General features: G+C 32.4%; 12 protein-coding genes. 4 read left to right on the forward strand and 8 right to left on the reverse strand.

Annotated elements, in window-relative coordinates:
- Positions 1-26: 26 nt before the first annotated feature.
- The 3 genes from C8C83_RS17495 to C8C83_RS17505 are packed head-to-tail and all read right to left on the reverse strand — an operon-like array spanning position 27 to position 4,026.
- Entirely contained in the window at positions 27-2,534 is a 2,508-nt protein-coding gene (locus tag C8C83_RS17495) for a TonB-dependent receptor (protein WP_233566117.1), read from the reverse strand.
- Positions 2,535-2,561: 27 nt separating this feature from the next.
- Positions 2,562-3,461, reverse strand: coding sequence for a FecR family protein (locus tag C8C83_RS17500; protein WP_121330081.1), 900 nt, complete (start codon positions 3,459-3,461; stop codon positions 2,562-2,564).
- A gap of 49 nt (positions 3,462-3,510) precedes the next feature.
- Positions 3,511-4,026, reverse strand: a complete 516-nt coding sequence (locus C8C83_RS17505) for a sigma-70 family RNA polymerase sigma factor (protein ID WP_121330082.1) — start codon at positions 4,024-4,026, stop codon at positions 3,511-3,513.
- A 199-nt stretch (positions 4,027-4,225) separates the two neighbouring features.
- On the opposite strand from C8C83_RS17505, the gene C8C83_RS17510 reads away from it, so the two are divergent.
- The 4 genes from C8C83_RS17510 (at position 4,226) to C8C83_RS17525 (ending at position 8,727) form a co-directional block, all read left to right on the forward strand.
- Positions 4,226-5,248, forward strand: coding sequence for a hypothetical protein (locus C8C83_RS17510; protein ID WP_121329690.1), 1,023 nt, complete (start codon positions 4,226-4,228; stop codon positions 5,246-5,248).
- 97 nt (positions 5,249-5,345) lie between these two features.
- Positions 5,346-6,167, forward strand: coding sequence for a phospholipase A (locus tag C8C83_RS17515; RefSeq protein ID WP_099708680.1), 822 nt, complete (start codon positions 5,346-5,348; stop codon positions 6,165-6,167).
- 740 nt (positions 6,168-6,907) lie between these two features.
- On the forward strand, positions 6,908-8,011 hold the full coding sequence (locus C8C83_RS17520) for a fatty acid desaturase (RefSeq protein ID WP_121329691.1): 1,104 nt from the start codon (positions 6,908-6,910) through the stop codon (positions 8,009-8,011).
- Between the two features lie 50 nt (positions 8,012-8,061).
- Positions 8,062-8,727 carry a M15 family metallopeptidase gene (locus C8C83_RS17525; RefSeq protein ID WP_121329692.1) on the forward strand — a complete coding sequence of 222 codons (666 nt, stop codon included), beginning with the start codon at positions 8,062-8,064 and terminating at the stop codon, positions 8,725-8,727.
- Here C8C83_RS17525 and C8C83_RS17530 read toward each other — a convergent pair whose 3' ends face one another.
- The 5 genes from C8C83_RS17530 to C8C83_RS17550 form a co-directional block, all read right to left on the reverse strand.
- Positions 8,728-9,294: a hypothetical protein gene (locus C8C83_RS17530; protein ID WP_121329693.1), complete on the reverse strand. Its 567-nt coding sequence runs from the start codon at positions 9,292-9,294 to the stop codon at positions 8,728-8,730.
- A gap of 2 nt (positions 9,295-9,296) precedes the next feature.
- A complete protein-coding gene (locus C8C83_RS17535; RefSeq protein ID WP_121329694.1) occupies positions 9,297-10,478 on the reverse strand; it encodes a class I SAM-dependent methyltransferase in 1,182 nt (393 codons plus the stop codon).
- A gap of 3 nt (positions 10,479-10,481) precedes the next feature.
- Positions 10,482-11,573: an AI-2E family transporter gene (locus C8C83_RS17540; protein WP_121329695.1), complete on the reverse strand. Its 1,092-nt coding sequence runs from the start codon at positions 11,571-11,573 to the stop codon at positions 10,482-10,484.
- A 112-nt stretch (positions 11,574-11,685) separates the two neighbouring features.
- On the reverse strand, positions 11,686-12,636 hold the full coding sequence (locus C8C83_RS17545; protein ID WP_121329696.1) for a zinc metalloprotease: 951 nt from the start codon (positions 12,634-12,636) through the stop codon (positions 11,686-11,688).
- A gap of 305 nt (positions 12,637-12,941) precedes the next feature.
- Entirely contained in the window at positions 12,942-13,439 is a 498-nt protein-coding gene (locus C8C83_RS17550; RefSeq protein ID WP_121329697.1) for a TrmH family RNA methyltransferase, read from the reverse strand.
- Between the last annotated feature and the right edge of the window lie 8 nt (positions 13,440-13,447).

A 13,447-nucleotide genomic window follows, 5' to 3' on the forward strand; every position in this document is an offset into this window, starting at 1 on the left:
TTAGTAGAAACCTTGTAGAAATAGTATTATAAAGAAACTCTAAAGCTCACGTTTGGAGTTCTTTGCAATGCGAATGTTTCAACTTCTTCGATAGAATTTGTTAGAGAACTAATTCTATAATATTCGCTGATTTCGTTTTTTCTGTTTAGGATATTCAGGATTGAGATTCCTAGTTTGTACTGAATTCCATTTGTAGTTTCCCACTTATAAGTAGAAGAAATATTAACCTGCGAAAATATATGCAAATTCGTATTATTTGGTCTGTTGTAAATTAATATAGGATTCGCCTGATCAATTTGAGAAACATCCGGAGAAGTTTTTGGTCTTCCTGAGGTCCATTTTGTCCCTAAGGCAATTTTAAAATTATTTCTTTCATAAATTCCTGCCCAGGAAACGCTGTGCATTAACTCGAAGTTGTTTGGAAAAACAGGGGGTTCGAAATTCGGAAAATGATAATTATTATGATTATAAGTATAGCTTAACCATGTCAGAAAATGATTCATTCTTTTTTGAACAAGCATTTCTGCTCCCCAAATTTCATAATCGCCGGTTGTTCTGACAAATTCTAACTGATTTTGAAAGCCCTGACTCGAAGTTGTGATTCCGGTTACTTTTTTATAAAAGTTTTCGATATCAAGTAACCAGTCATTCTTTTTGTAGAATAAATTTAAAGACAATTGTCTGCTTCTTTGAATAGGAATTGTGGAGTTGTTGGAGATAATCCAACGTCTTTTTTCGATACCAAAATAATCCTTTTGCAAATCGATAATTTGTTGTGAATTTTGACTTTTTAGTTCGCCAAGTAATTCTAAATTCAGGCTTTTACTAATGCCATAACTAAATTGAACTCGTGGTTCTACAATGAATTTTTTAAATTTTTCGATATAATTTATTCGGGTTCCAACTTTAAAATAAGTTCTTGAAAGTGTGTCGTTGTATTTTCCTTCCAAGATTAAAGCGTGAGTTCTCAAAACGTCTTTTACTTTACGATAGAAATCAGGATTTGTAACTTCTTCCAGATTAGTAATGCCCATTTCGTTAAATTGATAACCATCGTCAAAACTAAATTTAGAATTAATAATATGATTGTTTTCTAAGTTAACTCCGTTATTGTTTACCGTATTTTCCTGAATTACAATTTGATCTCCAACAGTAGTTTTTTGGTTTGCCAAAAGTTCATACGAAGAATTATAAACATTAATTTTAGTGGTATTATAGTCGTTCCAGTTTCTCTTCCACGACAAATTTCCGCCATAATTTTGCTGGCGTAAAACATTGTTTTCCGATTTGTTTATATTATAAACTGTTGCGCTTTGAAAAACTTCCAGATTGTCTTTTATAGTAATCAAATCAAGTACCAGTTGATCTTTGCTTCCAATTTTTTGAGCGTATTTAAGCGTCGCATCGTAGAAATCAAATTTTTTGGCACTTTGATAATCGATGTTTTGTTTGTCCGAAAAATCAGTGATTGTAGTGTTCTGAAATACTTTATTGAAATATTCTTTATACGTAGGCGTTTCGATAAAATCAGTAATAGATTTACGTGCCGAAATTTCGATATAACTCTTTTTCGAAAGATTATATTTCCCGTAAACATCAGCATTAATCATATTGATTCCTGCGCTAAAAGAGTTTTTTTCGGTAGTTTCCGGAGTCGAAGAAATTGAAACAACACTAGAAACACTTTCGCCGTAAAAGGCTGAACTTCCGTTTTTATAAATAGAAATTGTGTGCGCTAAATTTGGATTAAAAACAGATATTAAACCAAAGAAATGTCCCGTTTGAAACATTCGGATTCCGTTCCACAAAAATAAATTCTGATCGTGAGTTCCGCCTCGAACATTAATACTCGATACGCTTTCGTCTAAACTGTTTACGCCCGGAATTTGCTGCATAGTCTGCAAAGCATCAGGTTCTATAAGTCCCGGCAGAATACCGAATTTCTTAGGTTTTATTTCGAAAGATCCATCGTTATTTTTTGAAATCCCCGAAGCTAAAATTGCAGTGGTTTTAATTTCTTCGAGCTCTGTGATTTGAGGTTCTAATTGTATTTGAAAACAGTTTTTTGGATCAGGATTATCTGCGGCGATTCTTTTGGTTACGAATCCAACGTGACTAATCAGGAATGTATTTGCATCTTGTTCCTGAAACTCAAAATAACCATTTGAATCCGTTGTCACCTGATTTTTATTGGTTAGGCTAATGTTTGCGTTTTCGATAGGTTTTTTATCTGTACTCGAAAAAACGTATCCACAAATTACTTTAGATTCAATGTCTTTTTTATAAATATTAATGAATTTGTTTCCAATATTTTCAAAAGAAAGATTGGTATTTCTGGCAAGATATTGCAGTTTTTGATCTAACGAAAGTGATTTTTTAGGAGAATATATTTGAAGATTAGCAATTAAATCTTCGGTATAATTAAAAGTTACCTGATGTTGCTTTTCAATCTCAATTATGATTTTTTTAATAGGCACAAGTTTTCCTTTGTCCTGAGCAAAAAGATTCAGGACAAGGAAAAATGTAAAGAACAAAAAATGAAATTGTTTGGGGGCCAACATTTATTTTTCGTCAAAAATTATTTTATTGTTTGAGACTTTTTTAGCCTCTAAATTATAAGTTGTACCAATAATTTGTAAAGCAATATCCAGATTTTTGGCTGGTAATTTTCCTGTAAATAAGGAGATTGTGTCTTTAGTTTTCAATTCGATTTTAATGTTATATTGTCTTTCAACTTCATCCAGCAAGGTTCTGATGTTTTCTTTATAAAAACAAATCTGATTTTCTGTCCATTCCGGTTTTAATGAAGTAATTGTCATTTTAATTTGTTTTCCGTTTTCAAAACTTACGCCTTGTCCGTGGGTTAACAGAATTTGTGTGTTTCCATAATTTACTTTTACGCGTCCTTCATAACATACCACATCAAACCTGTTTTTTCGGGCTTTCACGTTAAATTGAGTTCCTAAAACCGATACTTTGCCAAGATTGGTTTGTACTTCAAATCGTCTTCCTTTTGAAACTCTGAAATAAGCTTCTCCCTTTAATTCAAGTCGTCTGTTGTTGTCCCAATTCCATTTTTTATAATTTATTTCAGAACCTGAATTTAGAACCACTTCAGAATTATCTGGCAACGAGAAAGTTGTTTTTTCTCCAAAAGCTGCTTTTTCCGTATGAGGCACATAAACTTTCATTGCAAAGGTAATTCCAAGTGCAAGAATGAATATTGCCGCCGCTCTAAACATCCATTGTTTGTATAAAGGAACCACTTTTGGAGTCACTTTTTCCTGCTTCAAAATGTTCGATAACATGGCATTCTCATCAAAATCATCTACTTCTAAATGTTCTGTATAAATTTTAATTTTCTGGTATTTTTCAAAATCGGGACTTGCTTTAAATGCGGCTAATTCGTCTTCCGACAAATCATTGTTGAGCCATTTTGCTAATAATCGATTTTTTTTCATTGTACTGATATTATATATTAAAACAATTGGAACTAATTTTACCCTACTTTTATAAATCAATTTCTTTACGAAGACTTAACAAAGCCAGATGAATGCGCTTTTCTACCGCCTTTACGCTAATTTCTAACTCCAAAGCGATTTCGCTGTATTTCTTTCCATCAATTCGATGCATCAAAAAAGCGATACGTTGTTTTTCGTTGAGGTTTTCAATAGCTTTTAATAGTTTGGATTGAAATTGTTTTTCTTCTAAAAGATATTCGGGATTTTCATTTGTTTTGTCTAAACCGGTGAAGTTTTTTTCATATTTCAAAACAACTTTCTGATGTGCAATTTCGTTAAGACTGCTATTATTGGCAATCGTATAAAGGTATGATTTCGCTTTTTCGATTGGCACCGAAGCGCAGTTTTGCCATAATTTTACAAATGCTTCCTGAGCAACATCTTCTGCCTGATCACTATTGCCAAACTTGTATAAAAGAAAATTTCGAAGTGCTTTTACGTGACTTTTGAAAAAAGACGAAAAGATTATTTCATCGCAAGTGTTTGATTCGGGTTTATTTGGCATTTGGATTTTCAATTTGTACCCAACAAAAGTATTTGTTTTTATTTTAAGTAGGGTAAAAGTAAAGATGATTGTTTTATATAAGAATAAAATGGTATTGGCTTTTGATAATTTAGTACAGATGCAGCCATCGAAATCCTTGATACCAAATTTATTAAAAAACAATTTCTCTTAATTTTATTATCTTTGTAAAAACATAATTATGTTCCCTTTAAAAAAATATTTATCACTAGTAGCTTTCCTGTTCTTATTGTCTTGTCAAAGCGATATGGTAGAGGAGAATTATAATCCGCAAGGAACAGTTACTAATGTTTCGCCGCTTACGACCTATTTGCAAAGGGTTGCAATGGTTCCAACTGTTCAGGATAATGTTATAGACGGTTCTACTTATTGCACGATAAAACTCCCTTATACTGTTACTGTAAACAGCGCAAAAATTGCCATTAATACAACTGCCGATTATCAAAAAGTAATAGACAATATCAACGCAAGTACTTATGATGATGATATTGTAAAAATTGATTTTCCGGTAACAATGGTTTACTACAATTACATTCAGAAATTAATTCCAAATCAGAATGATTTTCAAGCCTTAATCGATTATTGGAATCTTCTTCCTGATCTTTTATCCAAGATAAATGGATTAAATATCAATTATCCTATCACAATTAATATTTATAACAGCGCCAATCAAGTAGGAAGTTCTGTATCAATTGCAAGTGATGAAGCGTTTTTTAATTTTATACAAAATTTAAACAGCAGTCAGTATATTTCACTAAAATATCCAATTTCTATAGTAGATTATAATAATCAGACCAAATCGATAACAAGTAATTTAGATTTCGAAAATGCAATCAAATATGCGATTGATTATTGTCCGGAAAACAATACGGTAGCACTTGATTTTGCAGCAACAATAACAAATGGTTCGTGGTCAATTCCTTATTTCTTTACTGATTCTGATAAAACTTCTTATTTTTCCGGATATTCATTTGTTTTTAATACTGATAAATCTGTGGTTGCAACCAAAGGTTCAACTTCTGAAACCGGACAATGGGATACTTCTTTGCAATATGGAGTTAGGCAATTGAAGCTAACTTTTAGTTCAGGTTTGTTTAGTAAATTGAATAATAATAGTTGGCAATTGTTTGAGTTTAATAATTCTCAAGTAAGATTACGCGACGTAAGTAGTAGCACGAAATATCTTTATTTCGAAAAAGAATAAATCCTGATTTTTTGAGTTAATTCTTGTTTTTATTGCGTCAATAGGATTCCTTAGAATGATAGATTTTTATAAAAGTTATTTAATTAAACTTTTATAAATGCATTTCAAATATCTATTGGTCTTTTTTGTTTTATTTTCGATCCAATCACATTCACAACTTTTAGAAGATAAGAAAAATTTTCGCGCAGCAGATTCGTTACTGAAAGAACCAAGTTTTTCGGTTCACAAAGACAATTATTTTTTAACTGGAGTTCCAATAAACGAACCCATTACCAGAAATACTGCCGATGTAAAATATCAGGTAAGTTTTAAATTGCGATTAAAATCAAAGCCTTTATGGGGCGGTTTTTTTCCTTATCTAATGTACACTCAAAAAGCCTTTTGGGATATTTATGCAAGCTCAAAACCATTTTCAGAAATCAACTTTAATCCCGGTGTAGCCATTGTTCGTCCGTTTTATTTAAAAGGCGGAAGATTAACTTACGGAACAATTTCGCTCGAGCACGAATCAAACGGAAGAGATTCTATTTATTCCAGAACGTGGAATATGCTTGCTTTCTCTTTAAAATCACAAATTTCTCCGCGTTGGGTTGTTGGCTTAAGAGGATGGATTCCGCTTGTTGATAAAGAAGATAATCCCGGATTGACCAAATATGTTGGATATGGAGAAGCAAGCGCAACGTATCAAATACAGCCTGGAAGATGGAGCGCCGATATTCTTTTCAGAAAAGGAAGCGGACTTATCAATTACGGATCTTTGCAAACGCAGGTGAATTGGAGACCTTATAAAAAGGAGAATTATTATCTCACCTTGCAATGGTTTGTAGGTTATACCGAAAGTTTGATTGATTATCAGGAACACAAAAGTATGATACGTTTGGGATTTACAATCAAGCCAGAAAGTATGGGGATATTTTAAAGTTTCTTTTAGACAATTATGGCTAATTTTTTTTCGCGTAAAGTCGCAAAGGTTTTGTCATTTCAACGAAGGAGAAATCACACTCGAAACTCGACAAAGATTGAAATGTGCCGTTAGGTAAATCGCATTGGTAGAAACCAATGTGTATAGACAAGGTTATAAATGTGCCGTTAGGTACATCACATTGGTAGAAACCAACATGTAATCAAGGTTAGAAATGTGCCGTTAGGTACAAAATATAGGTAGAAATAATATCAAAATGTAATCAAGGTTATAAATGTGCCGTTAGGTACATCATATTGGTAGAAAAAACATTGATTATAATAATTTAGCGTGCCGTAGGTACGCAATGGACATCGTTTTTGTTGCGTACCTACGGCACGCTTGCACATTCCTGCTATAAGTTCTACCAATATTTTGTACCTAAAGGCACATTTTTACTGTTGATTCTCATCATTAATGCAATCGCTCATTGATTAATTTCTACCGATATTTTGTACCTAACGGCACATTTTTTACTGTTGATTCTAATCATTAATGCAATCGCTCAATGATTAATTTCTACCAATATAATGTACCTAACGGAACATTTTTACTGTTGATATACAATGTCAAAAGCCAAATCTTAGCGATGAGATTTGGCTTTTTTGGTGATGTAATTTTTAGCGTAATGGTTTGTTATTGTGTGTTTTAACTTTTTTTTATTAAATTTGGTATGACAATTTCTAGCAATACCTGTTATGGAAAAATTAAAACGCCCGGTTTATTTGAAAGCCGGTACTGATGATTTTTTTAAAAAGTTGCGCACAGAAGTGAACGAAACTATTTTACAAAATTCATCCTTGTACCAATTCAATATTATTAAGTCTCTGGCACTTGTATTTTTTTTCTTTTTATTTTATTCCTGTATTTTGCTGTTTGGAGACCAAACGCCTTTATTATTTCTCTTTTATATTTTGTGCGGTATCACAATGATCGTACTTTTTATAAATGCCTTTCACGATGCGGCACATGGAGCATTGTTTAGGAAATCAAAACATAACGAATGGTTTATGTATGTTCTCGAACTCTTTGGTGGCAACCACTGGCTTTGGACACGCAGGCATATTAATCTACATCACGCTTATCCAAACGTTCCAGATTGGGATATAGACATAAAACAAAGCGATATTATTAGAATTTTTCCCAATAGTCCGTTGTTTGATTATCATAAATATCAGCATATTTATATGTGGATGATTTATCCTTTTTATAGTTTAAACTGGATCTATATCCGTGATTTTAAAGACTTTTTTGGGAAGAAAGACAACTACGTAAAAAAAGTTGTAGATAAGATTCCGAGAAACGAAATCTATAAAATGATTGCCGCAAAAGTGATTAATCTTTTCTATTTGCTTTTTATTCCAATGATGTTACTTCATCAACCGTGGTATATAGTTTTAGGAGGTTGGTTTGCCATGCATTTATGCGGAAGCACGCTTGGAGTTGTAGCGCTCGTATCGACTCATGTTGATGAAGATGCTCATTTTCCGGTAACGGACGATGACGGAAATCTTTCGGCAACATGGGCAATGCATCAAATGATTGTTACTAAGGATTTTAGTACAGAAAGTAAACTGGCGAATTTTCTGTACGGCGGTTTTACGCATCATGTAGCGCATCATCTTTTTCCCGGAGTCGGGCATACTTATTATCCTTATATCACGCCAATAATCAGGCGTTATGCGCAGGAATATGATCTTCCGTATACTTCTTATCCGTTTTATCATGCTGTACGCTCGCATTTCAGGATGTTAAAAAATAAAGGCGTGCATGAAAACATTATGATGACAGGCGAGATTTAGAAGATTAAACTGGTTTTGCTTATATTTACTTCTTTCAATAAATCATCGCTATGAAAATCAACCTGTCTGTATATTTTAGAACATTTTTATTTCTTGGATTTTTTTTCTGTGCTATTGCTGTAAATGCACAACATGAAGTATATGCAACTCCTGCACAACATCAGGTTGAGGATACAACTTTTGTGAATTTAAAGGATTACAGTCAGGATTTTATTTATGATATGAAGTATGCGACAGAAGATAATTTCCTGAAAGCTAAAGTTTATGATTGTGCCGAGTGTATGTTGCGTTATAAAACTGTAAAAGCTTTAATTGCCGCCAACAAAGAATTTATGAAACAAGGCTGCAAAATAAAACTGTTTGATTGTTACCGACCTTTATCGATTCAGAAAAAAATGTGGGAAATCGTTTCGAATCCGGAATATGTGGCAGATCCAAAAAAAGGCTCCATCCATAATAGAGGAGGAGCCGTTGATATTACTTTAGTAAATGCCCAAGGAGAAGAACTCGAAATGGGAACTGCTTTTGATTTTTTTGGAATTGAAGCAAGTCATAATTATAAAAAATTTCCAACATCAGTACGAGCAAACAGAAAGTATCTGAAAATGGTAATGATTCAAAATGGCTTTAATTCATTTGATTCAGAATGGTGGCATTATAATCTAAAAACAGGTTTAAATGATAAAGTTTCCAATCAAAAATGGGATTGCAATTAATTATTCAACACATCTGATGTTGTCAATAAAATAGGTATTTGGATGGTAAACTTTACCATTCAATTCAGATGTTAAATCAGGTCTGACAATATAATCTTCAACATCTGTTAAGTATTTTATTCTCATAATAGAAACCGGTGATTTTTTTAATTCTTCAAAATTATCTTTCAGGAACATAAAATATCCGGTGTTTACACGATTATCAAAACCTTTATCATCGCGAATAAGGGTTCCGCAATTTTCCTGATTGACGTGAATTAAAGTAACGATTTTACCGTTTTCTAATTGCAAAAATAGTTTTGAATTTTTGTCAAAACAATTTGCTTTTATAAAGTCTTTACTTTTTTGAATTAATTGCAGGTTTAAGGTTGGTAAACCATCAGTTTGAGCCAATGAAAAGAAAACATAATTAGATGTTCCTCCAAAGTTTTTCTCACTAATTAAGTATTCGTTAGTTATTTTATAAGTACCAATTGAGTCTGATACATTAGCACTGTATTCACATGGTTTTTGGGCAAATGCAGTAAGGGTTAATAGAAAAAAAGTTAGTGTAATTAGTTGTTTCATTTTTAAGTTATTTTTCTGCAAATTAAAACTATTTTGTTATCATTTTTATCTGTCGTAAAAAAACAATACAAATTTCCACCATTTTTTATTTTCCATTTTTTTCGAATGTTTTCTACCGTGTCCGGAAAGTTTCGTGTAGTAAGGTTTGCCTGTTGATTTGCAAGTTCAGATTTCATCTCATTTTTACTGTACGGAATCACTTTTTCGATTTCGAAAGTTCTTCCCGGAAAATCAATTAGTTCATCTGAAGTATACAAATGAGAATGTTTGTGTAATTTATTAATATCAAAAATAGTGCTTACTTCATCAAAACCGCCGGATTTCATAATCGCCGAATTGGGTTCGTAAACGTACTTTTGAGGTAAATGATAAAAAGCAAAAACAGAATCATCACCTAAAACAAATTCGAAAGTTTCTGTTTTTTGTTTTAGAATATTGGCAGTTTTAATTGTGATGTCGCCCTTGTAATGATTGTGAATTTCAAAAAGCAATTCTTTTACTTCATTTTCAAGCGCAATAATATGAATGTTTTTAACGAATTTGAGTTCAGATAAACCAGCAGAAATATCGAGTAAAGGAGCTGTTTTTATTAGAATAGAATCTGTTTTTTCAAAATAAAAATCTAAAGATTCCGGAACATTCGGCAAACAATCTTTTAGCATAAAAACTTTGCCTTTTGCGTCATTTCTGCGGGAAGGATCAATATAAATCCAATCCCATTTTTGATCTGATTCTTTCAGAACATTAGCAGAATCATTGGCATAACACACACAATTTTCAACTTTAAGCTGTTCAAAATTATGTTTTACAATTGCAGATAAATCTTCGTTTATTTCGCAATGTGCAATGTTTTTAAATCTTTTAGAAAAGTAATAATCATCAACGCCAAAACCTCCTGTAAGATCAATCAAAGATTCTCCCGAAATTAAAGAAGCTTTGTAAGCAGCCGTTTTTTCGGATGAGGTTTGTTCTACAGAGATTTTACTTGGATAAATGATGTTTTCTGTCAAAAACCAAGTTGGCAATTTATCTTTTGCTTTGGATTTTGCTTCAATTTGATTTAAAATCAGAATCCAGTCTACTTCCGGAAACGGATTTTTCTGAAGCGCTAATTTTGTAATTGGGGCACCACTATTTTGAGTTATAAAATCCTGAATATTTTGGCTTAAAATAGAAGTATTCAATGTTTAAATTCTTTCGGTTAATACGGAGACAATTTTGTTGTTAGGAAAAAACTCTTTCAAAATTACTTTCAGCATAGTAAAAACTGGAATTGCGATAATCATTCCGACGATTCCAAAAGTAATTCCGCTGATTAAAGTAACTAAGAATATTTCCAGCGGGTGCGAATTTACACTTTTTGACGAAATTATAGGTTGACTAATATTATTATCAATCGCCTGAACCAGCAAAAAGCCAATGATTACATATATAGTAGTAGGCAAAATTTCGGTTCTGAAATCACTTCCAATTAAACTAATCATCGTTAAAAGCCCAGCTAATATAGTTCCGATAATTGGTCCTATGTATGGAATAATGTTCAAGATGGCACATAAAAATGCAATTACAAAGGCATTTTTATTTCCGAAAATTATCAAAACAATAAAATAGAGAATAAACACAACGGTTAATTGAAGCAATAAACCAATAAAATAGCGTGTTAGAAAGTGATTTATTTTTGTAATAGAATTTAGAATTTTATCCTCGTTTGTATCCGGAAGAATTTTTCTTGCAGTTACTTTAAAAGCGTCCTGATCTTTAATAAAGAAAAAAGTAATAAAAAACACAGAAACTAATCCCATTCCCATATCGGCCATAAAGCCAAAAATCGAATTTAAAAATGCTGTGAAATAACTAAAATCTAATAACGAAGTTACTTTAGGATTCTTTAAAACTTTATCAAAATCAACGTGCTGAATATTGAAATAAGTTTCGATACTTTTCTCGCTTTCAATAAATTGCTGTTGCAAATGATTGGTATCTAATAAAGATAAATTATTGGCTTGCGAAATAATTAGCGGAACAAATAATAGTATAAAACCAACAATTGCGAGTATGAAAATAATCAGAGCAGTTGTTGCTGCAAGTGAATTACCGAATTTCAATCTCTTTTTTAAAAATTGTATCAAAGGATTGGCAATCAGACATAATAGCAATGAAACGCACAAATAAACAATTACGGTTTGTATTTCGTACAAAAAGTATAAAATGGCTGCAATAATCAAGATTGTTGCCAGAGCTCTTAGGATTCCGTTTGAAATAATTTTTGATGTTATCATGTTTCGATTTTAGATGATAAATATAGGAAAAAGCATTTAAAATTTTCGTGGAAACAAAAAAAAGCGAGATGAATACATCTCGCTTTTAAGTTTGCTATCTTGATTTCTTTTATTAGATTCCAAAAGCAGCTCTTGGACCTCCTGAAAGGAATATTGCAGCCATTCTGCTTTTTTGCCCGTTTGAAAACATGTACATTGCGTTATCGTCAACATAATCCATGTAGTTCATTGTCATTTCTACAGGAGTACCAGAACAAGTACTGTAGTGAGGGTAAGCAGGTACACCATAATTTTCCTCATTGTGAGTTGGAGTATCTGATACTAAATCGCTTCCGCAAGTTGCATCTCCCCAAATGTGACGTAAGTTCATCCAGTGACCAACTTCGTGAGTTGCAGTTCTACCTAAGTTAAAAGGAGCATTTGCAGCACCTGATAATCCAAAATATCTAGAATCAATTACAACTCCGTCTGTAGCAGAAGCTCCACCAGGAAATTGTGCATAACCTAGGATTCCGCCGCCAATTGCGCAAGCCCATAAGTTAAGTTTTGTAGTTGGCGAAGTTGGCGCTAAACCACCTTGTGCAACTTTTTTCACGGCGTCGTTTGTTCCCCATGAAGTTTTTGTAGTTGATTTTCTGATGATTTGGTCTAATACAAAAGAAATTCCAACATTAGCTTTTACACCAGCAAAAAGAGCAGGTACGCTATTGTAATCTGAGTTTAATGCATTGAAATCTTTGTTAAGAACATCAATTTGAGATTGAATTTGTGCATCAGAGATGTTTTGAGCAGCTGTTTTGTACAAAACATTTACTACAACCGGAATTTGAACTTTGCCATTTACAAGTTTTCCGGAAAGCATTGCTTTGTTTGTGTATGCTTCAATTTCATTCATTCTGATCGCTAACATCGGATCAGCTTTTAATTGTGCTTCTAAAACTTCTTGTGTGGCGCATCCACGACGAGCTGTTGCACTTGTTTCTGAGCTAGCAGCTTCAGATTGGTCATTTTGACAAGAAAACAGCACTAACGCTGTGAATGCGGTAATCAGAACTTTTTTCATAATAATTTGGATTTTTGTTATAAAAAATTACATTTGGTTAATTATGTAGCAATTTTATAACAAAAACATATTGCAGCAAAACTTTTGCAATAAAATATTTGTGAGAATTTTACAATCCCTTGTATAGTCTAGTTCCTACAAAAATGTTAAAGTTATTTTTAAGATGTTTTTTCTTACTTATTGTTTTTGAATGCACTTTAACGATGTTATTTGTCTTTAATCGAGTGTTTTAAATATTTCTGTTAAATACGATCCAGAATTGGTTCCCATTTTAGTTAATTGTTTTGTAATATTTTAACAAAAACTCACAAAGCAGTAATCTCGTACAAAGCAATACTTGCAGCTTGCACCACATTCATGCTTGAATTTTTGCCAAACATATTTATGTGGACAATTTGGTTCGAAATTTTTAAAAGTTCATCAGAGATTCCATCAATTTCACTTCCTAGTAAAAGTGCAATTTTTTGATTGGCGGGAATAACAACTTCTTTAAGAGGTTTACTATTGCTTGCGATTTCCAAGGCAATAATTTCGAAGTTATTTTGAAGTAAGTAATCTTTAAGAACACTAGTTTCTTCGATTACAGAATGAGGCACGTGAAGATGTGTGCTTCTTGAAGTTTTATTGATTTTACGAGGCGTCAGCGGAATATCTTTTCCTAAAAAGATAATATTTTCGACACCAAAAGCTTCAGCAATTCTAAAGAGAGAACCAATATTCTGTTGAAAATAGATGTGATCACAAACCAGTGTTATCGGAAATGTTTTTCTTTGAAATTGATTTTCTTCGTGAGTAAGCTGCACCTTTTTTA

Origin of the sequence: Flavobacterium sp. 90, from assembly GCF_004339525.1 — a bacterium.
Classification (GTDB): domain Bacteria; phylum Bacteroidota; class Bacteroidia; order Flavobacteriales; family Flavobacteriaceae; genus Flavobacterium.